This is a genomic window from Desulfovibrio sp. UIB00, assembly GCF_022508225.1.
Taxonomy (GTDB): Bacteria; Desulfobacterota; Desulfovibrionia; order Desulfovibrionales; family Desulfovibrionaceae; genus Desulfovibrio.
Genome location: NZ_JAETXJ010000009.1, coordinates 54042 through 79650 on the forward strand (window position 1 = coordinate 54042; position 25609 = coordinate 79650).

Annotated in this window: 32 protein-coding genes and 1 tRNA gene; 19 read left to right on the forward strand and 14 right to left on the reverse strand. The window is 48.9% G+C overall.

The features are described 5' to 3' along the window. Positions 1-4: 4 nt before the first annotated feature. The 3 genes from JMF94_RS13040 to JMF94_RS13050 form a co-directional block, all read right to left on the reverse strand. Positions 5-343 carry a P-II family nitrogen regulator gene (locus JMF94_RS13040; protein ID WP_022658689.1) on the reverse strand — a complete coding sequence of 113 codons (339 nt, stop codon included), beginning with the start codon at positions 341-343 and terminating at the stop codon, positions 5-7. 29 nt (positions 344-372) lie between these two features. Continuing rightward, positions 373-1581, reverse strand: a complete 1209-nt coding sequence (locus JMF94_RS13045) for an ammonium transporter (protein WP_240825698.1) — start codon at positions 1579-1581, stop codon at positions 373-375. A gap of 542 nt (positions 1582-2123) precedes the next feature. Continuing rightward, a complete protein-coding gene (locus JMF94_RS13050; RefSeq protein ID WP_240825603.1) occupies positions 2124-3731 on the reverse strand; it encodes a sigma 54-interacting transcriptional regulator in 1608 nt (535 codons plus the stop codon). Between the two features lie 388 nt (positions 3732-4119). Between JMF94_RS13050 and JMF94_RS13055 the strand changes: the two genes are divergently transcribed. After that, positions 4120-4196 (forward strand) — tRNA-Glu (locus JMF94_RS13055). A 32-nt stretch (positions 4197-4228) separates the two neighbouring features. On the opposite strand, the gene JMF94_RS13060 is transcribed toward JMF94_RS13055, so the two are convergent. Continuing rightward, complete coding sequence (locus tag JMF94_RS13060; RefSeq protein WP_240825605.1) at positions 4229-5371, reverse strand: site-specific integrase; 1143 nt, start codon at positions 5369-5371, stop codon at positions 4229-4231. Positions 5372-5405: 34 nt separating this feature from the next. On the opposite strand from JMF94_RS13060, the gene JMF94_RS13065 reads away from it, so the two are divergent. Beyond that, the gene (locus JMF94_RS13065) at positions 5406-5585 is read left to right on the forward strand and encodes a hypothetical protein (RefSeq protein WP_240825607.1); all 180 of its coding nucleotides are present in this window, start codon (positions 5406-5408) and stop codon (positions 5583-5585) included. A 157-nt stretch (positions 5586-5742) separates the two neighbouring features. On the opposite strand, the gene JMF94_RS13070 is transcribed toward JMF94_RS13065, so the two are convergent. The 4 genes from JMF94_RS13070 to JMF94_RS13085 form a co-directional block, all read right to left on the reverse strand. Continuing rightward, entirely contained in the window at positions 5743-6237 is a 495-nt protein-coding gene (locus tag JMF94_RS13070) for a translation initiation factor 2 (protein ID WP_240825609.1), read from the reverse strand. Beyond that, positions 6234-6428, reverse strand: coding sequence for a hypothetical protein (locus tag JMF94_RS13075; protein ID WP_240825610.1), 195 nt, complete (start codon positions 6426-6428; stop codon positions 6234-6236). Before JMF94_RS13075 ends, JMF94_RS13070 begins: the two co-directional genes overlap by 4 nt. A 54-nt stretch (positions 6429-6482) precedes the next feature. Beyond that, on the reverse strand, positions 6483-6974 hold the full coding sequence (locus JMF94_RS13080; protein WP_240825611.1) for a phage regulatory CII family protein: 492 nt from the start codon (positions 6972-6974) through the stop codon (positions 6483-6485). A gap of 64 nt (positions 6975-7038) precedes the next feature. Continuing rightward, positions 7039-7293, reverse strand: coding sequence for a hypothetical protein (locus JMF94_RS13085; protein WP_240825613.1), 255 nt, complete (start codon positions 7291-7293; stop codon positions 7039-7041). Positions 7294-7502: 209 nt separating this feature from the next. On the opposite strand from JMF94_RS13085, the gene JMF94_RS13090 reads away from it, so the two are divergent. The 13 genes from JMF94_RS13090 to JMF94_RS13145 all read left to right on the forward strand — a co-directional run bounded on the left by JMF94_RS13090 (position 7503) and on the right by JMF94_RS13145 (position 17543). After that, a complete protein-coding gene (locus JMF94_RS13090; RefSeq protein ID WP_240825614.1) occupies positions 7503-8012 on the forward strand; it encodes a hypothetical protein in 510 nt (169 codons plus the stop codon). 92 nt (positions 8013-8104) lie between these two features. Continuing rightward, complete coding sequence (locus JMF94_RS13095; protein ID WP_240825615.1) at positions 8105-8737, forward strand: hypothetical protein; 633 nt, start codon at positions 8105-8107, stop codon at positions 8735-8737. Further along, on the forward strand, positions 8730-9077 hold the full coding sequence (locus JMF94_RS13100) for a hypothetical protein (protein WP_240825616.1): 348 nt from the start codon (positions 8730-8732) through the stop codon (positions 9075-9077). The genes JMF94_RS13095 and JMF94_RS13100 overlap by 8 nt, the downstream gene beginning before the upstream one ends. Before the next feature lie 240 nt (positions 9078-9317). After that, entirely contained in the window at positions 9318-9452 is a 135-nt protein-coding gene (locus tag JMF94_RS15095; protein ID WP_276612926.1) for a hypothetical protein, read from the forward strand. A gap of 94 nt (positions 9453-9546) precedes the next feature. Next, positions 9547-10146 (forward strand): hypothetical protein, encoded by a 600-nt coding sequence (locus tag JMF94_RS13105; protein WP_240825617.1) that lies wholly within the window; start codon positions 9547-9549, stop codon positions 10144-10146. A gap of 36 nt (positions 10147-10182) precedes the next feature. Then, the gene (locus tag JMF94_RS13110; RefSeq protein WP_240825618.1) at positions 10183-11355 is read left to right on the forward strand and encodes a hypothetical protein; all 1173 of its coding nucleotides are present in this window, start codon (positions 10183-10185) and stop codon (positions 11353-11355) included. 105 nt (positions 11356-11460) lie between these two features. Beyond that, positions 11461-11643, forward strand: coding sequence for a hypothetical protein (locus tag JMF94_RS13115; RefSeq protein ID WP_240825619.1), 183 nt, complete (start codon positions 11461-11463; stop codon positions 11641-11643). Positions 11644-11695: 52 nt separating this feature from the next. Next, positions 11696-11956, forward strand: a complete 261-nt coding sequence (locus tag JMF94_RS13120) for a hypothetical protein (protein ID WP_240825621.1) — start codon at positions 11696-11698, stop codon at positions 11954-11956. A gap of 156 nt (positions 11957-12112) precedes the next feature. After that, positions 12113-13588, forward strand: coding sequence for a hypothetical protein (locus JMF94_RS13125; protein WP_240825623.1), 1476 nt, complete (start codon positions 12113-12115; stop codon positions 13586-13588). A gap of 93 nt (positions 13589-13681) precedes the next feature. Next, positions 13682-15565 (forward strand): hypothetical protein, encoded by a 1884-nt coding sequence (locus tag JMF94_RS15165; RefSeq protein WP_240825625.1) that lies wholly within the window; start codon positions 13682-13684, stop codon positions 15563-15565. A gap of 156 nt (positions 15566-15721) precedes the next feature. After that, positions 15722-16885, forward strand: a complete 1164-nt coding sequence (locus tag JMF94_RS13135; RefSeq protein WP_240825627.1) for a hypothetical protein — start codon at positions 15722-15724, stop codon at positions 16883-16885. A gap of 74 nt (positions 16886-16959) precedes the next feature. Continuing rightward, a complete protein-coding gene (locus JMF94_RS13140) occupies positions 16960-17214 on the forward strand; it encodes a type II toxin-antitoxin system HicA family toxin (RefSeq protein ID WP_240825630.1) in 255 nt (84 codons plus the stop codon). Continuing rightward, positions 17211-17543 carry a type II toxin-antitoxin system HicB family antitoxin gene (locus JMF94_RS13145; protein WP_240825633.1) on the forward strand — a complete coding sequence of 111 codons (333 nt, stop codon included), beginning with the start codon at positions 17211-17213 and terminating at the stop codon, positions 17541-17543. Before JMF94_RS13140 ends, JMF94_RS13145 begins: the two co-directional genes overlap by 4 nt. Positions 17544-17628: 85 nt before the next feature. Here JMF94_RS13145 and JMF94_RS13150 read toward each other — a convergent pair whose 3' ends face one another. Next, on the reverse strand, positions 17629-18351 hold the full coding sequence (locus JMF94_RS13150) for a hypothetical protein (RefSeq protein WP_240825636.1): 723 nt from the start codon (positions 18349-18351) through the stop codon (positions 17629-17631). 283 nt (positions 18352-18634) lie between these two features. Continuing rightward, a complete protein-coding gene (locus JMF94_RS13155; RefSeq protein ID WP_240825639.1) occupies positions 18635-19042 on the reverse strand; it encodes a barstar family protein in 408 nt (135 codons plus the stop codon). Between the two features lie 245 nt (positions 19043-19287). Between JMF94_RS13155 and JMF94_RS13160 the strand changes: the two genes are divergently transcribed. Further along, positions 19288-19959, forward strand: a complete 672-nt coding sequence (locus tag JMF94_RS13160; RefSeq protein WP_240825641.1) for a hypothetical protein — start codon at positions 19288-19290, stop codon at positions 19957-19959. Positions 19960-20034: 75 nt separating this feature from the next. Beyond that, positions 20035-20421 carry a hypothetical protein gene (locus JMF94_RS13165; RefSeq protein ID WP_240825642.1) on the forward strand — a complete coding sequence of 129 codons (387 nt, stop codon included), beginning with the start codon at positions 20035-20037 and terminating at the stop codon, positions 20419-20421. Positions 20422-20511: 90 nt separating this feature from the next. On the opposite strand, the gene JMF94_RS13170 is transcribed toward JMF94_RS13165, so the two are convergent. From JMF94_RS13170 to JMF94_RS13185, 4 genes are read right to left on the reverse strand one after another with little or no spacing between them, the layout of a single operon-like run. Then, positions 20512-20829, reverse strand: coding sequence for a pseudouridine synthase (locus JMF94_RS13170; RefSeq protein WP_240825643.1), 318 nt, complete (start codon positions 20827-20829; stop codon positions 20512-20514). Further along, positions 20826-21374, reverse strand: a complete 549-nt coding sequence (locus tag JMF94_RS13175; protein WP_240825644.1) for a hypothetical protein — start codon at positions 21372-21374, stop codon at positions 20826-20828. The genes JMF94_RS13170 and JMF94_RS13175 overlap by 4 nt, the downstream gene beginning before the upstream one ends. Then, the gene (locus JMF94_RS13180; RefSeq protein WP_240825645.1) at positions 21374-22717 is read right to left on the reverse strand and encodes a hypothetical protein; all 1344 of its coding nucleotides are present in this window, start codon (positions 22715-22717) and stop codon (positions 21374-21376) included. Before JMF94_RS13180 ends, JMF94_RS13175 begins: the two co-directional genes overlap by 1 nt. Positions 22718-22725: 8 nt before the next feature. Further along, complete coding sequence (locus JMF94_RS13185) at positions 22726-23262, reverse strand: hypothetical protein (RefSeq protein ID WP_240825646.1); 537 nt, start codon at positions 23260-23262, stop codon at positions 22726-22728. A 466-nt stretch (positions 23263-23728) separates the two neighbouring features. On the opposite strand from JMF94_RS13185, the gene JMF94_RS13190 reads away from it, so the two are divergent. Together JMF94_RS13190 and tnpA are read left to right on the forward strand one after the other, a co-directional pair. Then, complete coding sequence (locus tag JMF94_RS13190) at positions 23729-24433, forward strand: hypothetical protein (RefSeq protein WP_240825647.1); 705 nt, start codon at positions 23729-23731, stop codon at positions 24431-24433. A 510-nt stretch (positions 24434-24943) separates the two neighbouring features. Beyond that, entirely contained in the window at positions 24944-25402 is a 459-nt protein-coding gene (gene tnpA / locus JMF94_RS13195) for an IS200/IS605 family transposase (RefSeq protein WP_179979204.1), read from the forward strand. Positions 25403-25609: the final 207 nt, after the last annotated feature.

Below are 25609 nucleotides of genomic sequence, written 5' to 3' on the forward strand. Positions count from 1 at the left end.
CCGACTAAAGAGCCTCATCGCCGCGCTCACCAGTGCGGATGCGGATGGCATCCATCACATCACTGATGAAAATTTTTCCGTCGCCAACCTGTCCTGTGCGGGAGATGGACACCACGGCATTCAGAACAGTTTCCAGCATGTCATCGTGCAGCACGACCTCGACCTTGATCTTGGGCAGGCAGTCAACCTGCATGGTGGTGCCGCGATACACTTCAGTGTGCCCGCGCTGGCGACCAAAGCCCTTGATTTCAACGTAGTTCAAGCCGTGGATGCCCATGTCGGTAAGCGCGTCCTTAACCTTGTCAAACATGCTGGGCCGGATGATGATTTCAAGCTTTTTCATAGGTCGTTCCTTTGCTGTTTCCCGTTGGACTACAAGGAGTAGCCGCGTTCGTTGTGCTCGCTCAAATCGAGACCGGTGAATTCCTCTTCAGGCGTAACCCGCAGGCCGACAACCGCGTCAACCACATAGAGGATTATCCGGGAAACTATGTAGCAATAACCCCAGGTAGCCACAATGGACACGATCTGGATCCAGGCCTGCTCAGGATTGCCGTAGAACAGACCGTCCGAGTTGTTGATGGCCGCGCAGGCGAACAGGCCGGTGGCAAGCGCACCCCAGGTGCCGCCGATGCCGTGAATGCCGACCACGTCAAGGGCGTCGTCGTAACCGAACTTGTTCTTCAGGAGCACGCCGCCGTAGCAGATGATGCCGCCAACAAAACCGATCAGCATGGCGGGCAGCACTTCCACAAAGCCCGCGCCGGGGGTGATGGCCACGAGGCCCGCCAGTGCGCCGGAGATAGCGCCAAGGCTTGTGGGCTTGCCAGTGCGAATCCATTCAACGAGCATCCAGCCAAGAATACCGCAGGCGGAAGCCATGTGAGTTGTTACAAGGGCCTGACCAGCAAGAGGACCGGAAACCAGGGCGCTGCCAGCATTGAAGCCGAACCAGCCGAACCACAACAGGCCGCCGCCAAGCAGGGTAAGGGGCAGGTTGTTAGGCGTTGCATGCGAGCTGCCAGTGGAAAGCCGCGGTCCAAGAGCCTGGGCACAGGCAAGAGCCGCCGCGCCGGAAGACATGTGCACAACTGCGCCGCCAGCAAAGTCCAGAGCGCCCATCTTGCTCATCCAGCCGCCGCCCCAGACCCAGTGGGCCATGGGCGAGTAGACGAAGAGCAACCACAAACCAGAGAATACAAGCATGGCGGAGAAGCGGATGCGCTCAGCGTAGGCACCGGAAATAAGGGCTACGGTAAGAGCAGCAAACATGCACTGATACCCCATAAAAACCGTGTGGGGCAGCTGGGTGGCGGCAGGAGCCGATTCGCCGCCCACGCCTTTGAGGAAGAGGTAAGAAAGATCGCCGATAATGCCGCCAACATCTTCGCCAAAGGCCAGAGTGTAACCCACAACGGCCCATAATACGGAGATGAGAGCCAGCGCGCCGTAGCTGTGCATGTGGGTGGACAGGATATTGCGGGAGCGAACCAGGCCACCGTAAAAGAGGGCCAGCGCCGGGGTCATCAGCATGACCATGGAGGCGCAGATCAAAATAAATGCAGTATCCGAGGCGTTCATACGGACATCCTTCAGCGTAGTTCGGACCGGCGAGGGAGGCAGGGTGCCGCACAGTGCAGCAGGCTGGTTTCCGTCGTTCCGTTCCGCGTTTAATAGAACCTCATCCTCGTGGGCTGGCGCCATGCCCACACTGCGGCACAATGCCGCAGCAATACCCTGCTTAGGCATGAAGTGTGCCAAATGTGTTTCACTGCGGGGTTTAATTGTGTAACAATATGATTTTATGAACAATTTTATTTTTATAGGCAGACGGGAAGAATTGCAGGGTGTTGGCGTCGATGGAATATTTCTACGTTAATGTAGAAAAAAAGACACCCCCCGGAGCGCCGTTTCGTAGCGCTAGGGGGGTGCCTTTAATAATTGTGTTATTTTGGTGTGTTATATAAAAAAATCAAAAAAATGCAAAAATGTAGAAATTATTGGTACATCTTTGTAATGCTGGTGATCTTCTTTAATAACATACTGAAATAAATTATAAAAAATTCATTTTTGAAGCAAATACTGGCCATTTTTCAAAATACCGTTTTGTAGAAAACGAGAATCTACTCGGTTTCGTCCTTACGGTACACGGGGCGAAAAGCCTTGTAGGTTATGCCGTACTTTTTCATGCGCAGGGCCATGATTCTTTCCGTCAATCCAAGGCTTGCGGCGGCTTTGCCCATCTGGCCCTGGCTGAACTCAAGCGCTTCGGTGATTGATGCGCGTTCCAGCTCGTCCAGCTGCTCCTGCAAACTGCCGGAAAGCCCCTGGCGGATCAGCCCGGGCGTGAGGCCGGAACTTGCCGCAACGCGGCTGCCGTGCAGGGCAGGGGGCAAGTGCTGGGGCAACACAAGGCCCTCGCGGCCCAGTAGCAACACGGCGCGCTCCATGACGTTTTCAAGTTCGCGGATGTTGCCCGGCCAGGTATAGCGTTGCAGCATATCCATGACAGAAAGGGAGAGGCGCACGTTATTACGCCCGTTGGCCAGCGCGTATTTTTTGATAAAGTGGTTTGCCAGCGGCAGAATGTCCTCTGGCCGGAAACTCAGGGGCGGAAGGAAAATGGGGAAGACATTGAGGCGGTAGAACAGATCGCGGCGGAAGGTTTCTTCCTCTACCATTTTTTCCAGATCGCGGTTGGTGGCGGTGATAAAACGCACATCAACATAATGCGTTTCCATGCCGCCAAGACGCTCAAAGGCCCTTTCCTGCAAGACGCGCAGCAATTTTGCCTGGGTCATGAGCGAAAGCTCGCCAACTTCGTCCAAAAACAGCGTGCCGCCGTTGGCAAGCTCAAAGCGCCCTTTGCGCGTGGCGTTTGCGCCGGTAAAGGCCCCACGTTCATGGCCGAACAGTTCGCTTTCAATGAGGTTTTCTGGCAATGCGGCGCAGTTGAGCGAAATAAAGGGCTTGTTGGCGCGTGTGCTGCCCGAATGGATGGAGCGCGCAGCCAGTTCTTTGCCCGTGCCGGATTCCCCCTGTAAAAAAACTGTGGTGCTGGACGGGGCCACCTGCGCAATCTGCGCGTAGACCTTTTGCATCACTTCAGAATTGCCCACAAAGCCGCGCGGCCTAAGGGGCGAGGAGGCTTCCTCATCCATGCGGCCCTGCGATTCAAGGGCCGCATGCCCAAGCAGGGTTGATATAATGGTAAGAAGGCGCATTTCGTCTTCAAGTGTGGCATCGTCCACCAGCAGATGGTCAACCGATAGCGCGCCCACAACCTGATCGTTAAGGCAGATGGGTACGCAGATGAACGAAATCCCCTCCTTGCCCAGATCGCGAGAGCGGGTGCGGTTCAGAAACAGGGGCTCTTCAGATACATTAGATATGTACATGGAACGCCCGGTTTCGATCACGCGCCCGGTGATACCCTCGCCGCGCACGTAGCGGCCCCGGCGGGCCTCAGCGGGTTTGAGGCCGTAGGCAGCCTCAATGCGGATTTCGCCGCTGTTGGGCGAAATAAGCGTGATTGCGCCGCGCATCATGTGCAGATGCTCTGCCATAAGCTGGAGCGCCTTGTTCAGGGCAACCCCCACATCCGTGGCGGAATTGACCACATTGGAAAGATCCAACAAAAGGCGCAGCTGCTCTTCGCGGTGGCTGTCTGCGTTAGCGGGAGAGCGCGACACGGTGCCGGGACGGGGAGATGTATTGCTGGATTTTTGCATGCCGTGCTTATACCTCAGGCCGGGGCAAACATGCAATCCGTCAGGGGGTTACTAGCCGCAAGAAAGGGCTGCCGGGGGGGAGGACTCTTGCGCGGGCTGGAAGGCTGGCTTGGATATAGTGGGGAGTGGAAGGATGGGCTTTGCGGGCAAGAGGAGCAGATCAGATCAGATAACGGTCTAACTGATTTGGCGGCGCAATAGGCTACGATATCAGCAAACGCCCCTGGTTCATGTGATAGCAGCCAACAGATTAGAGGCGCAACAGGATTAGGGAACTCCCAGCTCTGAATATGACCATTGGGAAGCCCCTGCCCGCTGAATTTTATGCCAATTTTAAAAGTCGCTTGACACCTGCCCCCTATTGCCGTAGATACACCCTTCACAGCGCGTCCCCATCGTCTAGCCGGCCCAGGACAACGGCCTTTCACGCCGTCGACAGGGGTTCAAATCCCCTTGGGGACGCCAATTGAATTCAAAGGGTTAACGTAGTTGCCCTATTACTGTATGGCATTGGTTACAATGCCTTGGTTACAAAATGCCTCACGAGCTTGACCCTCGTGGGGCATTACTTTTTCCAGCAGGTTCTCTGCCGCAGAGCCGATCAGGCTCTGGCCCAAAGCCGCCAAGATTCCATCCTGACTTCCATACAGGCCCGCAGACCGCACATAGCGGTCGGTGGTGGTTGCCCGGCTGTGCCCAAGGAATATCTGTGCGCCGTTGAGGCCCATAGCCTTGAATGTCACAGCCGCCGAGCAATGCCTGATGGCATGAAAGCCGAAAGGCTTCACGCCAGCCCGTTTGCAGAGCGTGCCCATAAGCTTGCTGCGCTGCCGAAAGGGTTCGCCCAGCATGCTGTCGCAGTGCACCTGCATGAAGACGTTATCCGCCTTGCAGGGCCGCGTCTCACGCCACCACTCAAGAGCCTTGCGCAGCTCCGGGTGAATGTCGCACCAGCGCACCCGCTCCTGGCCATTCTTGCCCTTGTGGTCAGTGAGCCTGATGCGGCCCTCTTCCAGATTCACATCCTTGCTCCACGAGAGCCGGAACACCTCGTTCCGGCGCGCTCCCGTGAAAAAGAACGTGAGCAGCATGACCAGATCCTGCCCGCTGGCAGATTCGAGCACCTTGACCACGTCTTCTTCCGGCGGAACATACCGTTCGGTATGCGTAGCCTGAAAGGGCTGCACAATCTCAAACGGTGAAACGCTCTGGGGAAAGCCCTCAACGTAGACCTTGCCCCAGTTCCAGGCGGCCAGCAGGTTTTTGCGGTAGACATTGGCCCGCAGCGGGCCGCGCTCGTCTGCCACCTGGGCGAGCAGGGCGTATGCCTTGGCAGCCGAGAGCAGGGTCAGCTTGTCCACGCCGTTGCTGGCGCAGAACTGAAAAAAAGCCCGCATGACGGTTTTTTTCTCAACAAGCGTCTGCTTACTCATGCTGCGCTCCACGTGCGCCAGATACCGCTCGCCCCACTCCAAAAGCAGCTCGCAGCCCGTAGGGGTCTGGCGCTCCTGCTGCTCTCTGGCTCGCAGGGTTTCGTCTTCCTCCCATTCTTTCGCGGCCCTCCATTCCGGGCCACCTTTCTTGCCAGGCGGGAACATCCGGGAGGCAATCTGCTTCCCGTTCACAACGATCCGCGCCATCCACATGTTTCCTCGATCTTTTCTCAGTGTCGGCATGGAAATACTCCAAAACGCGCCCCCACTGAAAACGCCAGCGGTTACCTATGCGCTTGCCGCCAAGTTCCCCTGCTACGCGTTTAACGGTGCGAGGGTCAAGGCGCAGAGCCTGGGCAACTTCTGCCAGCGTCAAGATGGAATCCGGGGCGTGCATTGCTTGCAAACCTTCCGCGTGTGATTGACGGATACGCGGCAGCCGTTGGGGGCGAAGCACCCTACGGATGGCGACAGTGTTTGTTTTGCTTTTCATTATTTCTTACCAATTGCTGTCTTTATCCGTAGCTTCCTGCGTCGCAACGGCTAAAGCGCGGCCCCCGTTGGAGGGTGTAGAAAATCTACTGCGCCAGAGTGCAAACGCGCTCGGCAGGGCATTTGCGGCAGTCATGCTCAATTTCTGCCTGATTACGGCAGCGGAGCATGCGCCGGATGCGCGAAATGGCCTCAAACGGCCCCGCTACCCACAAGGTTACGGCGTTGTGCAGCATGAGGCCGGTTTCTTCCAGCGGCCCGGCTATGCCCATGACGGGCGTGCCGATGGCCTTGGCCATGCCGACCTGCACGGCGCAATCTTTGCCGGAATCGCCCAGGTAGAGCATGAGGTCTGCGGCCGCGCAGGCGGCTTCTCGCTGCTCGGCGCTTACGCAGTTGCGCCCCACGCGCAGCATGCGGCGGCGGTCAGCGAGGGGAGTGCTCAACGAAGGGGCCTCGCGTGTCCAATCCAGCACGGCAAGCCCCTGGAGCCGCCGCATGCGGGCCTGAATCAGCCGCACGGCATGCAGATGACGATAAGAGGCGACTGTGTAGACCTTGAATGCATCTGCGGCGATCATGAGCGTAACTCCGGCTCAACGCGTCCGCCTTCGCTCATGATGCCGGGCAGCATATCAAGCAGATCGTGATGCGTGGCGCGCACAGAAAGGCGCTGCCCGCCCAGGGTAATGTGGTAGGTGCTCGCAACAGGTGCCTGTTTGGTGGCATCAGGCTTGACAGATCGCCCTCTGTCGAAATAAATTCTCTTCATCAGTAGCTCCTATGGAGTTTTGCCCCGCCGTGGTTCCAGCACGTCGGGGCGTTTTTATTTGCGGCCGTATTTTGCATCGTGGGTGGCTTGCGCCAGCTTGCGAAAGCTCAAAATGGCCTCTACCACGTCATTGGTCTCTCCATTGATTCTGGCCATTTCTTCCGGGTCCACATCGCCATCGGCAATGCGCTCTGCCGCAGCCGCCACATACTCGCCAAAATTTTTCACAGTATGAGCCAGGCTTTGCACAAGCTCGCCACCGCAGGCGGCTGGTTGCTGCAGCTTCAAAAAAATGCCCTCGCGCTCGCGGGCCATAAAGGCGACCGGGGCGTCAGAGTTGCACACATCCATAAGCGGCAGCAGCATGTCGGCCCCTAGCTTGTGGCCGGGCTGGCGCGACAGCTCAGACATCATGGTGTTGTAATTGGTGTAGCCAGAAAATTCGGCAATGCTGCGCGGTGTAAGGCCAGATGGCGCTGTTTTGACCATCTGGTGCACCACGGCAGAGAGAGAAGGGTAGGGTTTGATAACGATATTCCCGGCCATGCGATTGCGCCTCCGACTATTGCGTGGTCATAAACGAGAAAATGCGCTGAATTGAAAACGTGAATTAGGCTTGGGCAAGACCAGGGAAATGGGGCTGCCTGGGGGCAGGGCCTCGGCGCTTTCTGCTGGGCAGGGGCAAGAGATCTTCCGGAAAGCCCAGCTTCAGCAGTGTTTCGTGAATTTCAGGGGATACGGTGTCGTTAAAAACAGCATAGCGGGCAGAGGCCGGGCCTTTGCCAATCTGCTGTCCAAGTGCGGCAAAGGTGATGTTGTGCTCGCCCATCCAGTCCAAAAGCCGACGATAGCGCTCAGTTGCCATGTTTCTGCCTCCCTGATAAATTTTTTCGAGTTTTTAATTCCCGCTTAACGTTACCTAGTTTTCAGAAAAACTAACGAGAATTAAGTTAACTGTCAACATGAATCTAGTTAAAAAATGAGATAGCTCAGCTTATGGAATTATTTGAGCGCATTAAGAAGGTCGGCAAGGTTGTTGCCACATCAGACTCTGCGATTGCTTCTGCCATCGGGATGAAGCAAAGCACATTTTCAGGCTACCTGAACGAACAGCGCCAGCATAACCTCTGGCCCCTGTTGCCTCAGATTCTTGAGGCTTTTCCTCGTCTTTCCCGCCACTGGCTATATTTTGGAGAGGGGCCAATGCTGATAGGGCAGGGTGTGCCCCTCGATCAGCCTGTTCCCTTGCAAGAACTTATGCGAACGGCAGAAGGCATTGCGGCGGACTGCCACGGTTCGTGGGGTCAGGTGCTGCGCATGATCGTAGATGGTGCGCGCGAAGAACTGGAACAGCAAAGTGCTTCACCCGATGCGAGCAAAGAGCTTGCAGAGGCCAGAGCTGAAATTGCCCGCCTGCAAAAGAAAACGGAAATGCTGCTCACCAGAACGGTGGAGCTTCAGGATGAACTTTTGAACGTACACAAGGCAGAGAAGGCTGAGCGGGAGAAGAGGGCAGAGAAATCCTCAGCTGAGGAGTCTGTAGGGCGCGCTGCCCACACTGGCCATACTGCTGCCCGCTCGTAGGGTGGGGACAGTAATGAAATTGTATTCCGTGGTTAAAATTGTTGTCGCACGTTAAGTGACAAAAAATGCGGCCCAATTTGCAAGGAACAGTTATGTGTAGGATAGGTGTTTATTTTTTCTTTCTAAGCTGTTTTTTTGCTCTTTTTTGTATAGAAATATTTTTAATACCTACTTGCTTGCTTGCGGAAACGGGGTCGTCTGGGTGGTCGTGGGAATCACAGACAACTATGGCTTATGTGGGGTGGATAAGTACTGCGCTAACACTGGGCGGGCTTATTGCCTCATGTTGGGCCGCTGTTCGAGCAACAAACTCTGAGGAAGCGGCTAAGGAAGCAAAACAACAAACATTAAAACTATCTTCTGCCTTTACTGGGTTAGCGAAAACGTGGAAGATTAAAAATGCTATTGAAGAAATTAATCGTATAAAAGAAGTGAATTGTAGTGAAGGGCGCCATGGTGTTCATTATTTATATGAATCGCTGCGGGAAAATTTGATAGAATATAAAATTGACTGTAAACATTTTCTTACAGATGCAGAATGCACTACAATACAAGAAATCGTTGTATTTCTCAGAGATGCTGAAAACTTGTTTTTACACGATAGCGAGGATCAGCCTGAAATTAATATCCGAGAAATTAATGATAAATTGACATGTTACAAGGATGTAATTGCAGAACTAGCGCAGACAATTGGAAATTCCATTATGGAGAAAAATAATGAATAATAATTCAGATATTTCACTGCTTCTTTTTAAGATTATAGATAAAACATTGGATGGTAGAGTGGAGTGGGTAAAGGGGGTATATTTTAATTCTTTTGTATATAATATGTCGGAAGCAAGTATTTCTCTGACTTTAAGTCCTGGTGAAAACAATGATAGTTATGTTTTTTTTAATATATTGGATGGAACTGGTTTGGTTATAGAATCAATTGGGGAGTCTTTTTCATGGAGTCCAACCAGAGATTCAACTCCAATAAGCTATTTGTATTATATTGCAAAAAGAAAAGCTTTGAAAGTTGATGAAGCTGTTCATAATATAACCAGGTATATTGATTCTCTATAGAATTAATATTGTAACTATAGTTGTGGCTGATAGCACAGAGCCAATTTTTAGATTTTTAACGGGCTTATGTGATTTTATCCGATTGTTACGCCGTCAGATTCTCTTAAAACTAAAAAAATGCCCGACATGTTTGCCCTGCATACGCAATACTTCCCCAACCACGGCGCGGCCCGGCTGGCCATTGTGGATTATGCTCCCAACGGCAAAGGTGTTTCCGGCAAGGATGACTGACGCTGGAATATGTTCTCAGCCGCCGAGGCTGGCCCAACCGATGCCGAGTTGAAGGCGGAAAAGCCGGGCACCCTCTATCTGTCGCTTGAAAAAGCCCCGGCAGACCTGGCGGACGCGGTAGAAGGCAGCGCACCCCTGAAGTAGTAGAGTAGGACAAGCTGCTTATACTGGCCATACTGTTCAGCTTGTGGAGCGGGGGCAGTAATAAGATTATGTAAATCTTTCTTGGGGGACACTTATGCCTGCACGTAACAATGCGATGAGTGAACTGGTTCGATTCTGGCTTGAATCCAGACATGGGTGCCTTGTTAAAGAATCTGTTCCTGTAAAGGTTCCCCACAATTATTCAGATATAGATCTTGTTGCGGTTCGGCCAGACCTGCAGCCATGGAATCTGCCAGATGGTACGCCGATTACCCGTGCGATTGTTGAAACAAAGGACGAACACGACTTCGACAAACATGGGACAGATTTTGGCAAACGCTTAGTATATGACAATTCCGTTCTTGGAAAAAATCTGTACACCCCGGCAAAGATGCGTGTGCATTTCAGTATGCTGCGCGCTGAGCACTACGAGGAAGCCAAGAAATTATTTGGAACAGATGATTTTGATAGGATTTTTGTAGTACACGCATTGAACCAGAACGTCAGAGATGAACTTTGCCCAGGGCTTAAAGATAAAAGAATTCATTTTTTAACAATAAAAGAAGTCATCAAAGATATTCAATCTTGGTATGTCAATTTTGAAAAGAAGAGCACTCTGCGAAATACCCTTGTGGGAGATTTGTGGTATTTACTTTTTGGATACTGCAGTGACAGCTTAACAGATGGAAATTAGGCATCATGGAATTATAACAACGCATATGGATTTTTTATGGATAAAAAATCACAAAAAGATCCGCGTGGCAGCATAATCTCTGAAAAAATTTTAGAAGCCACAAGCGAAAAAATATTCCGAGAGCAGATAGGGATATTTAATAATCCTGGTCTTGGCCAAATTCGATTATTTAACTCCAATCCTAAAGGTTGGTTAACGGACTTTGCCAAAAGTATTACTGAGCCATATGGAACCATTATGCGGCAATGGCAAGAGACCTCGGCGCAGATTGATCGCATAACGAGCTCGTGGAGTAAGTTGAACCCTATTTTGTGGGGAAATTCCTTACCCAGCGCGATGGGGGCCATGGTTAGCCCAAGGAAAGGCCTAAACATTCAATCAAATTTTTTTACTTCCCCCGTGCTACCTCCCAGCATTACAAGCTTTGCTGGACAATGGCAGAAATTATTTCGAGTACCGAATGCTCCAGGTTTGCAAGAGATACTCAACAAATACGAAACTCCAAGCATCAAAGATCACCTGTCAACCACGAGCATAAGTGAACAATTAAAAAGCGAAGTAAAAGAGCTTAAAAAAATTTTACATGAAGATTTTGATAGGGCAAAAACAGTTAGCACAGATGAACTTTCAGCTCTTATTAAGGATATTGAAACGCTCCCTGATGATTTATCATTAATTTCTAAAAACCAGTTTGAAGCTGCATGTATTACTGCAAATGTCTATTTAAATTCAAACACAGATTCATTTGATATTCAACATTTGATAGCTGCATTGCAGCCACATGCTCGATTTCTCTTAAATGCAATCATAAAATACATTATAATTCCAGTAATTATTTTTTATGTTGTTGAATACTACAAAGATATTGCTGCAAAAATTTCTAGCGTTAACGCCTGCAGCTATGCATCCCTCCAGCAGCGCCAGGGGTTTAATGTCCCCATGGCAGAAATTTCAAATCCTAATGGAGCCCGTGTTTACCCCGATTCAACGGATGACATTGCCCCTGTTTATAAATTTGAGCATAAGCAATTTGTGGTACTCATGTGGGATAGAACGAAGGATGGCAAATGGAGAAGAGTTGCTTATGCGTTCGACAAAGATACTAATGCGCCCATTAAATTTGGTTGGATACGAACTAACACATTTGAGCGGATACGTGTTCCAATAAAAAATATTATCGGCCTTTATTCTGAAGAGTACGATAAATAATCATACAATCACTAATATGTGATTTTTATTGAATTTATCACGATCATTTTAAAATGGCATTATAAACGATCAATAAACTAAAAAACATTTATGGAGGTAATTATAATGCTGCGATGTAAAATCATTATTCATTTTCACAATGATGAAAGTTTTTTGTGGGTCGGGCCTCAAGGACAACAGATAATTAGCCAATTTAACAAAGAGTTTTGGGTTTCTGAAGAAGAGAAAGATATACTTCAAGGCAATTTTCCCGACACGCTTAAAGTATTAGAAGAGCAGCAGGACTAGCGCGCTCAAGTTTGTTCCACGAGTGCGCAACCGCCTAAAGTAGCGGGCACTCATGCACATGCTGGCCGCTCCCTTGCAAACGCAATACTTCCCCAACCACGGCGCGGCCCGATTGGCAATTGTTGATTACGCGCCGGACGGCAAAGGTGTTTCCGGCAAGGATGACTGGCGCTGGAACATGTCCTTAGCCGCCGCGTCTGGTCCTAGCGATGCCGAGCTGAAGGCGGAAAAACCGGGCACGCTCTATCTGCCACTTGAAAAAGCCCCGGCAGAACTCGCGGATGTGGTAGAAGGTAGCGCACCCCTGAAATGAGCAAGGAATCTAAATGACTGACAGGGCAGGAAGAACAACTAGCTTTTGACTGAGGAGTATGTACGGCTCGCTGACCACATTAGCCACCCCGCTGCCTACACTTAGGGCGGTGGCAGTAAACTTATCCCACATCGTCTATTTGAAACGGAGCTTTTCATGCAGGATAAACTTGTGGATTTTCTTGATGATACTCTTTTTGGAAACTCAGCATCAGAGGATGAAGACAATACCGTTTTTGATGCATATAAAATGGAACGGTCTGAAATCAAAAGGTTCATTTCAGACGAGAAGCTTTGCATAATTAAGACCTTAAAAGGCTGCGGCAAATCTGCAGTAATTAGAATATCCGAAAAGGTTTTGTCGGATAGCGGAAATATTGTGATTTCGCTTTGTCTCTCAGATCTGACAACTAACGTTGAGAGCAATGACCCAGATGTGTGGGTAAAAGAATGGAAGAAAAGTTTGTATATAAAAATTGCAGAGACCATTGGGGCGCAAAAAGATATCCCAGTTGATGAATATAAGGATGAAGTAAAAAAGTTTTCTCAATCTGCATGTTTGAGTGATTCAAATTTCATAGATTCTATTAAAAAATTATTTTCGTCTATTTCTGCGCTGTCTTTAGCTTCAAAATGTCTTGGAACAGAAGCAAAAGTTGAAATAAAGCGACAAGTAGATGGTAATAACATTACAAAAGAGCAAATTTCAAATATAATTTCTGAATATTTATCAAAGAAAGTCTTTTTTCTTATCGATGATTTAGATCACAACTTTATTAATACTGGTGTTGTAAAATCTAAAATTGTAGGTCTACTTACAGCCTGTAGATATATTGCAAATAAAACGCCTTTACTAAAGTTCAGGTTAACATTGAGACCTAATACATGGAATATTATAAAACGTGAATATCCATCAATGAATAGTCATATAAATCAATATATTGTTGAGTTGTACTGGAGTCGTGGTCAAATTAAGCAATTGTTAACGAACCGTATAACTGGCTATCTTAAACGAAACGGCGAAACAAATTTGCCTACGAATGCTTTTGCCTTGGTCTTTGAAACCGGACCTTGGGATAAAGAAATTAAGGAAGCCCATATTCCGATATCATCGTATGCAAAATGTCGTCCAAGGTGGGCTAAGGAAATTTTTAAATTTGCTGCACGACATGCTCAATCACGTAACAGTAGGACAATATCTTTTGACGACATTATTGAAGCTTCAAATACTTTTGGTGAGACTGCAATTGTTGAGCTTTGTGCTGAATTTTGTTGTGAATTTGAAGATATTGAGAAATACATTAATGCATTTCGTGGACAATATAATTCATACAAATTTGATGAGTTAATTAAAACAATCAAAAACAGGATCATTGAGCCATCACCGTTAAGTACTCGTCCTCAACCGAAAGAAGTTGCGCAAGCTTTATTCTATTGTGGTTTCTTATATGCTCGCGAAAATATTGACAATATATATAAAACGTATTCATTTTTAGAGAAGCCATATCTGTTGACGAAAGATAGTCTTGATGATGGCAAATATGAATGGGAGATTGACTTGATTTTTAGATCTTATCTTGAAATTAAAAATAAAATACATTCAGTATCTAAAGTAAAACGTCGTTTATTTTAGTATATCATTATTTATTCTTGTCTTAATGCATAACTCCCGCATCTCGGGCGGCAATTGCCGCCCCTCGACCTCGCTTTTATAACTCTCCAGGCAGTGGTTCTCGTCGCCCAGGATGAGCGCCACGCCATCCACCAGTCGGCGCGGCCTGATTGGTTATTGTGGATTATGCACCGGATGGCAATGGTATTTTCGGCAAGGACAACGGGCGCTGGAATATCTTTTCAGTTACGTAACAAGGTCATGCGCATTTTTGCTGTCTGTAGGTATACAATAGCTGTTGCACCTTATGGAGATGTTGTTATGCGCTTTTTTATGCTTGTAATGCTGCTCCTGTTGACCTCCTGCGTTGTAGCAGTAGCATCTCCTGTCGATACAAGCCCTGAAAGAATCGTTGCCGCACCAGTTCAAGATATCGTTACGGTTGCCAATCCTGCGCCTGATCCAGCTCCACCCGCACCGCCTTCTCAAATGTCTGCACTCGAAAGAGAGGAAAAAGTTTTTTCCACTCATATTAGCCTCATGGCATATGGTTTTGCCGTGTTAGCTGTATTTGCGGGAATTTTGGCACTAGGTGGCATTATTCTCCCATTTCTTCTTGCTCGGACCTATAAAACTGAAATCAAGCTGAAAGCTGCCTTAATTGCTGGCCATGAGCTTCGGCTGAAAACCCTAGTTGAACAAGGGGAAAAGCACTGTCAGTCTTTGCGCGACATGGCAAAACGCATTGGCGTTACGGAAGCATTTGGCAAAGAAGTGATTGAAGAAGCAATGCACAAGATTCGTTTTGGCACCGGCTCTGAAGTTTTGTGGGGCAAGGCTATTCTTGCACAGGAAGATAAGCAATGGGATAAGGCTTACACGTATTGGACGTCAATTTTGGAAGAGGAGAAGGAGAATACTTCAGCTCTGTTTGGGGCAGCGCTGGCTTGCGCTGAGCTATTTGAGAGACGGAATTATGACCCCACATTTCTGTCGATAGTGGATGAAGGTTTTAGCTACCTTAAGCGCATACCCTACGCCCAAATCAATGCACCAGTTTTGAACCGTTGGGGGCGCTTGCTTTATGATCAATCGTGCGCAGTAACGGATCCCGACGATAAGGCAAATCTACAAAAACAAGCATCAAATAAATATATTGAGGCAACGAAGTGTGACCCTACCTATCCTAATGCGTGGAGCAACTGGGGGGCCGATCTCGCCGATCGCGCAAAAGAGGAGCCTGACCTGACTCGAAAAGCTGACCTGCAAAAGGAAGCCGCAGAAAAAATTTCCAAGGCAATACAGTGTGATCAAAAATGCTTAAGTGCCTGGAATAATTGGGGTAATTTGCTTGTCGACCAAGCGGACGAGGCATCGGACCTGCTAAGCAAGGCCGAGCTGCAAGAACAGGCCATGGATAAGTTCCGCACTGCTACGGAGTGCGACCCCAAGGAGTCAGCCGCGTGGAACAACTGGGGCCGCTTGCTCACTATCAAAGCGGACGAGGAATCAAATCCTGTGCGCAAGGCCGAGCTGCAAAAACAGGCCGTAGATAAGTGTCGCACAGCTGTGGAATGCAACCCCAAGAACTCAGACGCATTGTTGACCTGGGGCTACGTGCTCGCTGACCAAGCAGATGCAACATCAGACTTAGTGCATAAGGCCGCGCTGCAAGAACAGGCCATCGGCAAGTACCGCATTGCTATAGAATGTGATCCCAAGAAGACATATGCATGGAACAACTGGGGAAACATACTTGTCACACAAGCAAACGCGACATCAGATCTGGCACGCAAGGCCGAACTGCAAGAACAAGCCATTGACAAGTACCGCACAGCTATAGAGTGCGCCCCCATGAACTCGATGGCATGGAGCAACTGGGGCCTCTTGCTTGACAATAAGGCTAATGAGGAAATTGACCCGGCACGTAAGGCCGAGCTACAGGAACAGGCCAGAGAAAAGTTCCGCAGAGCCGAGGAATGCTCCAACTCCGAATAGCAGTTACACTGCAAAAGGCCGGGATTCTCCGGCCTTTTGTCTACTCCCGCATCTCTGGTGGTAACTGCCGCCCCTCAACCTTGCTTTTGTAGCGCTCAAGGCCGTGTTTTCATCGCTCATAAGGCAGCGCGCCTTTGAAATAGATAAGGAATCAACATGGCAGACAAAGCTGGAAAAGCGGCAAAACTGATAAGCGCGGCCACTACTGGCCCCATCATGTCTGTTGTAAGCAAGCTTCCCCCATTGATGCCGCCTGTTTTGACTGCTGCTTTTTCTAGCCACCTTGCAGCGCTAGAAGCAGAAGTGCGCCCCCATTGGACGGACTGTTTGGCAGCCGCTTGCCCTCCAAAAGTGCTTGGTCATTCCCCCTTGCTCGATGGCGTTTACCCGTTGGGTAAAGCATATCAATCTGATTTGAATGCAAAAGTTCATTCAATGCTGGAAGGGTGGAGGCAACATTTCGATCCGCTGGCTGAGAATACCCGCATGATTCAGGCTGCCTATTCTGATAATTCTCAGCGGTTGCGCGAGAGTTTTAAGCCAGTTGAAATGCTGGGCGCTTTGAGCATGCCGGAATCTATCTTGAAGGCGCATACAGTCATGCAAGCTGTAGCTGGTTATGCCAACAGCCACGCAGCTCAACTGACACAGATAAAAGATTTTGCCACCAGTTTTAATGTCAACGACATTACGGCATTGACTGCCGGGCTGTTCCCCAAAACTGTTGCAGAGTATTTGCGAGCCAATCCCCTGACAGAAGCCGAGTGGGAAAAAGCCGCCCGCGAATCCTATGCTGATAACGCAGAACAAAATTTGGCTGAAGTAGCTGATGTGCTTGAAGCACCAGAGCAAAATCGCTGGCAGATTATCCAGTTTATTTGGAGCATCCTTTTTCTTTCTTTGCTAGCGGCTGGCGGGCAGGCAATGGCAGCTGATGTACAAAGCTTAGCAGCCAAAACTTTTTGGAATTTTATTAGTGGCATCAGCATGTTGTGGGCATCTGCATATGTGCCACAAGTCCTACAGCATTGGAAAAGCAGCACAGGATCCCCCCCGCCTCTGGCCGTGATTATTGCCTCTGACGGCAGAGACGTGCCCGTGCGCAAAACTGGCAACCCCAACTCTGCAATTCTTCATCGCCTCCCTGTGGGGACGTTAATCCCCTTGGCCAAAGAAGGCACAAAAGAAATGAAGGCCGTGGTCGCAGATATCGATGACAACGGCGAAGTTGTTGAACTAGCCTGGATATCAAGAAGAAATCTGAAGCGGATAAAGATGAAGCAGGCTTATGCGCTGAAAAAGATGCTGCCTCCACGTTAGGCCCAGGCTTTGCGGGTAAGCGAGAGTAGGTTGATAAACCTTGACATGATATCATTAAGTAATATCATTACACCATGAAGCGCAAACATGCCGCCACCCTCACGCAGATTTTTGCAAGGCCTGTCCCAGGTGGTATTAGGTGGGCGGATATTGAGGCGTTATTCATTGCTCTTGGGGCAGAAATAAGCGAGCGAGAAGGCTCAAGAGTATGCGTGTTCCTCTTTGGGGAAATAAAGATTTTTCATCGCCCGCATCCAGAACCGACCACAGACAAAGGGGCGGTTGCTAGTGTGCGAAGATGGCTTGAAGAGCATGGAGTGAAGCCATGAAAAATGTGATGGATTTTGACGGATACAAGGCTGCTATTGCCTATGATCCTGAAATGGAAATGTTCCGCGGTGAATTTGTGGGGCTGAACGGTGGCGCAGATTTTTACGCTTCTGACCTTGCCGGATTACGCCGGGAGGGGAGCGAATCGCTACGCATTTTCCTTGAGGAATGTGCAAAGCATGGCATTGAGCCTCGCAAGCCCAATCGCGGAAATTTTGCCTTGCGCCTTGAGCCTGACGTTTATCATCGCGCAAGCGTTGCAGCAGCCGCGCAGGGAAAGTCCTTGAATGCTTTCATTGCGGATACGGTGAAGCAGGTTGTGGGCTAGAATTATTTGGATCTGGTCAATGTGCAGTCAAAGGCCGCCCATCTCTGGGCGGCCTTTTGTATAATCTGTGGCAGCCTTATTGGTGCTACCGTGCACAGGGGTGAGTTTTCCAGTAGGTTCCCTTATCGTCAGGGGTGCCATGTTCGTTGCACCTGATTACCTTTAGGAATCGTGTTTCATCAGAGTTATTGCGGTGATTGCTTCCAGCCTTCACCAAAAAAGCTCGGATGTCCGTGGTTGGGGGTGTTTGCATGCAATAGCATGTTGTTTTTGTATTTGTCAGAGTCTTTTTAACCAATTCAGAAGTCTTTTCAATGTTTGAAAAATTTGGTGAAAGCATAATAAAATATTTATTTATATTTTTGAATAACTCATGCATCCTTTCAAGCCTGTCTATCTTGTGGAACAATTGATCATAATCCCACCCAGAAGATAACTTTGCTTCGATAAGTATAATTGTATTGTCTGCGCAAATTATGAAATCAAAGTCTTCTTGTGTTCCTAAAATGTCGCAAATTTTGCTTTGATTTCTGGCGTTATGTTTCACATTCTCTTGGTTATGTGTCTCTTTATCTTGGTATAATGTGAGAGCAGCGATAAGCCAATCGATATGGTAGTCCATCGCCCACCATGCATTTTTAAGATCAACACTTAAGAGCTCTTTAAATTCGCCAGCCAAGGTGTCAATAAACCCATCATTGAGAGGCAGGGCCAGATCGTCTCCGTTTCCGCAGCAGTTCCGAATGAGCCAGTAACGTTCTTTCCGGTTAAAAACTTCCAGGCATTGCGTCAGTGTTTTGCGGCTCATGGTTTGTCTCGTGGTGTGCAGTTAAACTTATTGGTATTGTTTGAAAGCAATTTATGTCGTCTATCATACTATTTTTTGGGGTAATTCGTTTGGCATCAACCACCCAACGTCTGTTCAACCTTGCACATAAATAGGAACTGCCGGAATTAGCTCGGCTTTTTTGTGTCCCCTATCATGACGCTTGGTTGAGCCGAGACTTATGGAGTGATACGCCTGAGAAAATAGCGGACAAGCAGGGTCGGAGGGCGGCGATGTCATTACTCCTACTTTTTGTACAAAGCCTTTATTCCTCGAATTCCAAAGTGCAGTCGTGGCCTGAGCTTTTATCGTAAAGGGTAATTTCAATAATTTTGTCCATGAGTGTAGGGCCAACCTCATTCTGTGCGTCAATTACTTGCTTTTTTACGATATCTCGATTCAACGGATGGCAAGTCTTCAAGTTATCTTCACAGTATTTTGCTGTTGCTGGATAACCGAAGTCTGAGCGGCTTTTGGCTGCATTTTTCCAAAGGATTGCAATCGGCTCACCCCGTTCATGTCGACCAAATCCACCGCGCAGAATGTCGTTGTAGGCATTCAGGTTGTGCCCTGTCCTAAAAGTAAGATCCTTTGTGAAGACCTCCTCCACCTCGCAGAAGAAGCCCTCAATGGTGTCAAACCGTGCGCCATCAATTATAAATTTTTCTCGCATATTGCCTCACGTCTAGCTCGTTTTTCCATCATGTTTGCTCAAATGTCACAATTGAGCAATTTGCCGAGGAGTCTACTATGTTTGGCAGAGTAGGGGCTTTTCCCCCTATCTCTGCGCTGGGTTGAGCCGATATTTGAGAGTTGGTATGTATGAAAATCGAGCAGGGTATAGAGCGAGGCGTATGCCTCACAGTTGGGAGAGGGCGAACCACTTGGCTTAGTGTACATAATCAACCTGGGGGAAGTATGCAGAAGGTCGTTTTTTTCACGATTGCCATTGCCTTTATTCTTTGTGCTGGCTGTGCCCCCCAAAAGCCAATGACACCAGAAGAAATCGCCGCAGAGCGAACCCGGCAAATGGCGATGATTACCCGTAGCTATCCTGATAAAAAGCCAGAAGAGGTCCTGCTTGCCTCGGCCAGAATATTCAGTCTTGCCGACGACGATTACACCGTGAGCCATTCACCGACGGCTATCCAAGCTCAACGGAATTGGATGATTTATCTTGTGATTTCAGCAGCAATGGGGACTGACACCTGGATCGTTGAAGTCACACCAGACGGGGATGGAACAAAGGTTATGGCGAGACATTCAGGCCAGGCCTCAAGTGTTACAGCAATGGCGGTACCCACATCTAATGGTGGGATGTCCACGACAGCCGTCACCTCTCCAGCAATGCAAAATATGACGACACGCCCAGCCATCTATCAACTATTCTTCGCTCGACTTGATAATCTATTAGGAAAGCGTTCAGATTGGGTGACTTGCAAAGACGCAAATGCCCAATTTACTGATGGCTTTCTTGACCCGTTTTGTACTGTGGCGAATGACAGAACCCCTGATGGAAAATCCTCTGCGCAACGCCAGGAAATTGAAGAAAGGAACAAGCCAACGAGCGGTGTTTCAATTGGTGGATAGGCGCTCTGTCAAAGTGGATTGATTCTTGTTTTGGGTGAGTCATCACAAATAATATCATATTTTTTGGGGGCCTGTATGATTAACTACTTTGATGATGAGGACAAAAGGCACTGGCCATGGAGAGCAGTCCAAGTATGGCAGATTTTGGTCTCCAAGGCCGTTAATAAACAGCTCATGACCTACGGCGAGCTTGCAAATATACTTGGGTTTGAAGGGGCTAGAGTTCTCGCTCATCCTTTGGGGCATATTGCTGTTTATTGTAAAAAAAATGGCCTTCCTCCGTTAACATCACTGGTTGTCAACGTAGGTGGTTCACCAGGGGATGGATTTCCCGACAAGGAAAAATACTCCCCCCTTGATGAAGCAAGGTTTCGAGTGTTCACCCTCGAATGGTATAAGATTGTACCACCGACCGCAGAGGAGTATGCAGAGCTTGGAAGCGGGTTCGAAAAGGCTAATTAAAAATAGTCAGTGGTAGATTGTCGTTATGCTTTTAGCGAGTGTTGCTCTATGATCTATGGATAAGGCCGGGTTTCTCCGGCCTTTTCTCTACTACTCCCTCATCTCGGGCGGCAACTGCCGCCCCTCGACCTCGCTCTTGTAGCTTTCCAGACAGTGATTCTCATCGCCAAGGATGAGGGCCACGCCATCCACCAGGCGGCGTGGCCAGCTGCGCACGCCGTGGATATGCCAGCGCCAGCAGTGGGCGCTGATGGTTTCATCCGCCCACCACAGGCCAGCTTTTCGGCAGCGTGGCCACAAGGCCACCAATGCCGCCACAAAGCCCATAGCGGCATTGGCAGCCTGATCCAGCGCGATCAGCAACTGCTTGGTGTTGTGCACCAGAACGGCCTTGCGTGAATCTGTCATATGGCCTCCAGCTCCTCAGCAGTAGCGCCCCGAGCCACAGCTTCGGCCAGTGCGGCCTTGCGCGCACCACCTTCCGCCATGCGCGCCGCCTTGTGGGCCACAGCGCCGCCCGTGTACAGGGCAAGGAAGGATTCCGCCGTGAAGGTCAGGCGCACCAGCTCGCCCTGGCCGTCCTTCCAGTTTTTATAGGCGTTCCAGGCCACAGACTCCGGCAGCCCCTTGCCGCCCATCTGGGCGAGCAGGGCCACGTTGGCCGTGTCGGCAAAGTTCTGCTGGTCAAAGGCGTCATAACTAAAATGGTAGCTCACGCCATCCACGGCGTATTCAAAACCCGCTATGATAGCCGCCGATGTGCCAGCATCGATGGCGGCGCGTTTTGCTTCAACAATGGATTCAACCGGCCGTGGCGGTTCTTCCCCGGCCTTATACGGCTTGCCGTCCCATCCGCGCACCACCTCATAATTCACCTCGACACTGCCGGGGAATGGTTGCGCGTCCCACATCTCAATATCACCAGCGGCATTTTTAATTACATAGGTAGACATTAGTCTGCCCCTTCATCGTATATGAATGTCATAGCTAAATTGTTTGGGACATTACCATTAATCCACACTGCGTCACCCTTACGCACAGCAACGGTGCAAATAAGTGTTTGCCCACCTGCCGAAGCCCACTGGATATCGTCAGTTGTGTAACTTTCTCGACTCAGTCGGATATACTGTCCTGCTGCGGACGCTACGCCGCCAAACTTAAAAGCCCCGCTGGCGGGCGCTGCCGGGGTATTGCTGCCATATGCTGGCACAGCAACAGATATAGCTCTGGCGCTAGGTTTGCCGCAGTTCGCAACTTTGGCGGTACCTGTGCGCGTCATGTTATCCATATCCAGATTTGCCTTGCCCGCCAGACCTGCCATGTAATTCGACCAGTCGAACACGCTGGCGCTGTTCTGCGCTGATGCCAGAACCACAAAATGCCGCAGGCGTATCTGTTCATCTGTGACTGTGGTGGAATTTCCGTAGATAGAATTGCCTCGTGACAAGTCAATGGCTACTACTGAGGCTTCCCCACCCCCACCTGCAAATCTGGTAGCTTCGCTAACTTGTGCAACTATTCCAGAATGAACGCTATATTGCGGGCCGGAATCACTCCCATATATATAACCCAAGGTACCCGTGACATTCGGCAACCCGGCCTTATAACTCTTGCCCATCTCCGAGGCGCTTGCGGCCTGCGTGATGGAATCGCCGTCTTTCAGCAGCGGCACCTTGAATTTCTGGGCGTCTGCATCCAATGCGAATTTGGCGCAGTTCCCCGTCAGGGCCACCTGGGCGGCAAAGGCCGCATAGGTGCAGGTGAGCAGCTTGCCGCCAACAAGATACGTGTCGTAAAACTCCCTGAATTGTTCACGCGTGTATTCCGCAGCGTCAGCCGGAACGGTGCCGTTGGGCACGTAGCCCTCTGCCGCCGTGATACTCATAATACTACCGATCAGGGTTGTGCTGATGGCGGTGATGCCTTGCTCCGCAGCATCCAGCCGCGTGCCGTGATCGGCGGACGTTTCGCCCAGAGTGTCCACGCGCTGGCCAATGTCATTCTGCCCGGTCGCAAGCTCTTGCAACTTGATCGATGCCGCCTCATCAGCCTCAGAGCGTTCAGCTTTTTCGGTTTCCAGCGCGCGAGCTAACAACTCAAAGCTCCCGGCCTGAGCCTGGTTTCCGGCTTTGAGTTCCGCCACCTCTCGGCCCTGAGATTCCAGGGCCGAGTCCACCTTTTTTGCATGTGCATCCAGCATGTTCAGTGCCCCTCCAATACGGGGCACGTCCTCATCCTGCATATTGCTCAGATCAGGCAACGGCAGGGCCAGATGGGCTGTCTTGTTGTCTACCATGTTGCCTCCTAAGCCACGGCCATAAGCCGCACGTCCTGCACCTGCGGCCGGGCCGATATTGTGCCGGTGAGGGTGAGCCTCACCTTGATGAGCTGTGCGCCAGCAAGGTCATGGGTAAAGCGGAACTCGACCAGACCATCGCCCTGGTTAACGGTCGCGCCTGCCGTCATTGCTTTCCACGCGCCGCCGTCGATCTGGATCTCCGGCGTTACGGTCGCGCCGGAAGGGATAACTGCGTTGTAGATCAACACTGCCCGGGCGGCCCCGGTGGCCGGGATGCTGCGGCTGTAATAGTCTGCCGATTCCTGCACCGTGCCCGCCAAGAGTTGCGAGCCGGGCCAGAGCACGGGCGACCCCTTGGCATCGCCCACCAACTTGGCAGATACCTGCACCGCACCGGTTACAGGCTCGGCAAGGCGCACCGGCTGCCCCTCGGCAACGGTGAGGGAAGTGCCGCTGGGGAGTTCCAGGGCGTACTCCACCCGAGTCTTTGAGGTCGGCGTTTCCGCCAGCGCCCTACGGGGTATTTGTAGGGATAATAGCACAGAGTGAGTGTATTTTGTCAACTAAGCTAGTGAAGTAGCAGGAGGTGTGTGATAGGCTTGGATGGTATCAGGACGTGCGGAGAGGGATTTGGGCAGGAAAATATTTTTTTGTGAAAAGTGCTTAGGACTTCTTCACAAGAAATATAAGCTATTATGTAGAAGTAACTAGCAAGACGGAATTTTGTTCAGCCAACTCTGAATTATCACATACAGAACAACGGACATGCAAAGTCTGTAGAAGAAAGAGCAGCATAGGAAAAAAAGGAAATATATGGGTTCCACTACTACGAAAGAGTTCCTGAGTCTTGTCAGGCAGTCATTTTTAGGGCATGTTAAATAATGATTTGGGAGCGCCGTTGCAAAAAAAACTGAATTGTACGTCATTGCGGGTTGTTTTTCCAACGGATGTAGTTTTAGAATATGATGGGAAATATCATACAATTTATAAACTGAGGATGTATCTATTATGACGGACAGTGAAAAGCTTATAATTTATAAGTCATGTGTAAAAAATGTTCGCTCTCATGAAAAAGCTTTTAAAGCCATAAATATGGTTATAAATAATTGTATGTCAAAAAATGACATGGAAGGTGAAAAAATACATACAAAAATAGCTGCTTTGCTTTTTTGTAGTTGGGCAGAATCTTTTTTTAAAAAATTGATTCATACACCACATGGTTTCACAACATCCGAAATAATAAGGATTAACAAAGTTACAAATGTTTATGGTAAGTGGATTAAATGTTTAGAAATAGCTTCTGCAAAAATAGCTACAGATGACAACGCTACAAAACAACATATAAAAGAATACTTTGAATCATTATGTAAAGAATACATTGAAAAGCCTAGCCATCTTAGGAATAGAATTGCGCACGGTCAAATTGAAATTGCACTAAACAGCACAAATACTGCAATAAACATTGACCTTACAAATAAGCTTGAAAATTTAAACATAGTAACCATACTGCAATGGAAATCAGTTTTTGAGCTTGTTTCACAAGGTATACTATACTTAATAGAGTCGTGGAGCAAGAGAGGCCCCGAAGGCTATACACAAAAAGTTGAAGAAATAAATACGAGAATGGCAAGTGTTGAGTCATGGACTATTGAGAAAAAAAGAGAGAATATTCAGCGTAAAAAAAGATTCCAAGCGACTGAAAGATATAGTTAATTAACTATCTCCCTCAGTCGCCTAGAATCGAACTAGGATCTTCACAAACCACCTACATAAGTAGGCATGAATGTGTCGCTCGACCATATTGAGCTACGACTGCCTTATAAGATTACTTAAAATGAGATATATCGTCAACAAGAAAGCGCTTTTCTTAAAAGGGCATTTCAAATAACAAGCCTCTATCAAGAGCAACAGCAAGTCTAATCAAAATATTTTCACAACATTTCATTTTGTAGGTATATCTGTGGGTATCACCAATTTTATAGAAAAATTTCCTAACAATACCTAGATATTAACACAAACATCGTCGCCCCTTGGGGACGCCAATCAAGAAAGCAAGCTCTTACGAGAAATCGTAGGAGCTTTTTTGTATGTAGAGAACCCCCCGCTAGGCGGGGGGTTCCGTAAAGCTTAAAGCTTTAAGCATGTCAGCAAAACTCCTTTTGATTTGTTACAACAACTTGCGGTCTGGCAACTGCAAACGGAACAAATCAAAAGGAGGTCACAATGGGTGACGCAAAAAGTTTAGCTCACACAAAGTGGAACTGTAAATATCATATCGTCTTTGCCCCAAAATATCGTAGGCAGGTATTTTATGGAGAGAAAAGGCGAGCGGTAGGGGATATTTTGCGTAAGTTGTGTGAATGGAAAGATGTAAAAATACTAGAAGCAGAATGCTGCCCTGATCATATCCACATGCTGCTTGAGATACCCCCTAAAATAAGCGTATCGAGTTTTATGGGGTACTTAAAAGGTAAGAGTAGCTTGATGCTGTATGAACAATTCGGCGATCTAAAATTTAAATACCGCAGCCGTGAGTTTTGGTGCCGTGGTTTTTATGTAGATACAGTAGGAAAAAACACGGCAAAGATTCAAGATTATATAAAGAAACAGCTGGATAGGGATAAACTGGGTGATCAACTGAGTCTCCCGTACCCAGGAAGCCCGTTTACGGGCCGCAAGTAACAGAAATGCAAATGTCAGATCGTGCATGCGCCTGCTAGGGCGCAGCTGGTAAGAGAGCCTTACAGGCGCATATGAAAAAACCCCGGCTATGCCGGGGGATATTTATTCGCTTTTTGAATTATTGTCAGTCTTGGGCGCGCGGACGGCTTCATATCACTTGAAAACAACATAACAATACTAATAGTATTCCATATAAAAAGAAGGTAG

Bases quoted from the DNA above. Each gene is read 5' to 3' on its own strand.
- JMF94_RS13125 (WP_240825623.1), top strand. From the start codon at position 12,113: ATGCAGGATAAACTTGTGGATTTTCTTGATGATACTCTTTTTGGAAAC.
- JMF94_RS13080 (WP_240825611.1), bottom strand. From the start codon at position 6,974: ATGGCCGGGAATATCGTTATCAAACCCTACCCTTCTCTCTCTGCCGTG.
- JMF94_RS13100 (WP_240825616.1), top strand. From the start codon at position 8,730: ATGAATAATAATTCAGATATTTCACTGCTTCTTTTTAAGATTATAGAT.
- JMF94_RS13180 (WP_240825645.1), bottom strand. From the start codon at position 22,717: ATGGTAGACAACAAGACAGCCCATCTGGCCCTGCCGTTGCCTGATCTG.
- JMF94_RS13140 (WP_240825630.1), top strand. From the start codon at position 16,960: ATGAAGCGCAAACATGCCGCCACCCTCACGCAGATTTTTGCAAGGCCT.
- JMF94_RS13170 (WP_240825643.1), bottom strand. From the start codon at position 20,829: ATGACAGATTCACGCAAGGCCGTTCTGGTGCACAACACCAAGCAGTTG.
- JMF94_RS13040 (WP_022658689.1), bottom strand. From the start codon at position 343: ATGAAAAAGCTTGAAATCATCATCCGGCCCAGCATGTTTGACAAGGTT.
- JMF94_RS13090 (WP_240825614.1), top strand. From the start codon at position 7,503: ATGAAGCAAAGCACATTTTCAGGCTACCTGAACGAACAGCGCCAGCAT.
- JMF94_RS13045 (WP_240825698.1), bottom strand. From the start codon at position 1,581: ATGAACGCCTCGGATACTGCATTTATTTTGATCTGCGCCTCCATGGTC.
- JMF94_RS13175 (WP_240825644.1), bottom strand. From the start codon at position 21,374: ATGTCTACCTATGTAATTAAAAATGCCGCTGGTGATATTGAGATGTGG.
- JMF94_RS13065 (WP_240825607.1), top strand. From the start codon at position 5,406: ATGGAAATACTCCAAAACGCGCCCCCACTGAAAACGCCAGCGGTTACC.
- JMF94_RS13135 (WP_240825627.1), top strand. From the start codon at position 15,722: ATGGCAGACAAAGCTGGAAAAGCGGCAAAACTGATAAGCGCGGCCACT.
- JMF94_RS13190 (WP_240825647.1), top strand. From the start codon at position 23,729: ATGACGGACAGTGAAAAGCTTATAATTTATAAGTCATGTGTAAAAAAT.
- JMF94_RS13050 (WP_240825603.1), bottom strand. From the start codon at position 3,731: ATGCAAAAATCCAGCAATACATCTCCCCGTCCCGGCACCGTGTCGCGC.
- JMF94_RS15095 (WP_276612926.1), top strand. From the start codon at position 9,318: ATGTTCTCAGCCGCCGAGGCTGGCCCAACCGATGCCGAGTTGAAGGCG.
- JMF94_RS13075 (WP_240825610.1), bottom strand. From the start codon at position 6,428: ATGAAGAGAATTTATTTCGACAGAGGGCGATCTGTCAAGCCTGATGCC.
- JMF94_RS13160 (WP_240825641.1), top strand. From the start codon at position 19,288: ATGCAGAAGGTCGTTTTTTTCACGATTGCCATTGCCTTTATTCTTTGT.
- JMF94_RS13110 (WP_240825618.1), top strand. From the start codon at position 10,183: ATGGATAAAAAATCACAAAAAGATCCGCGTGGCAGCATAATCTCTGAA.
- JMF94_RS13070 (WP_240825609.1), bottom strand. From the start codon at position 6,237: ATGATCGCCGCAGATGCATTCAAGGTCTACACAGTCGCCTCTTATCGT.
- JMF94_RS13085 (WP_240825613.1), bottom strand. From the start codon at position 7,293: ATGGCAACTGAGCGCTATCGTCGGCTTTTGGACTGGATGGGCGAGCAC.
- JMF94_RS13155 (WP_240825639.1), bottom strand. From the start codon at position 19,042: ATGCGAGAAAAATTTATAATTGATGGCGCACGGTTTGACACCATTGAG.
- JMF94_RS13105 (WP_240825617.1), top strand. From the start codon at position 9,547: ATGCCTGCACGTAACAATGCGATGAGTGAACTGGTTCGATTCTGGCTT.
- JMF94_RS13060 (WP_240825605.1), bottom strand. From the start codon at position 5,371: ATGGCGCGGATCGTTGTGAACGGGAAGCAGATTGCCTCCCGGATGTTC.
- tnpA (WP_179979204.1), top strand. From the start codon at position 24,944: ATGGGTGACGCAAAAAGTTTAGCTCACACAAAGTGGAACTGTAAATAT.
- JMF94_RS13165 (WP_240825642.1), top strand. From the start codon at position 20,035: ATGATTAACTACTTTGATGATGAGGACAAAAGGCACTGGCCATGGAGA.
- JMF94_RS13120 (WP_240825621.1), top strand. From the start codon at position 11,696: ATGCACATGCTGGCCGCTCCCTTGCAAACGCAATACTTCCCCAACCAC.
- JMF94_RS13145 (WP_240825633.1), top strand. From the start codon at position 17,211: ATGAAAAATGTGATGGATTTTGACGGATACAAGGCTGCTATTGCCTAT.
- JMF94_RS13095 (WP_240825615.1), top strand. From the start codon at position 8,105: ATGTGTAGGATAGGTGTTTATTTTTTCTTTCTAAGCTGTTTTTTTGCT.
- JMF94_RS13115 (WP_240825619.1), top strand. From the start codon at position 11,461: ATGCTGCGATGTAAAATCATTATTCATTTTCACAATGATGAAAGTTTT.
- JMF94_RS13150 (WP_240825636.1), bottom strand. From the start codon at position 18,351: ATGAGCCGCAAAACACTGACGCAATGCCTGGAAGTTTTTAACCGGAAA.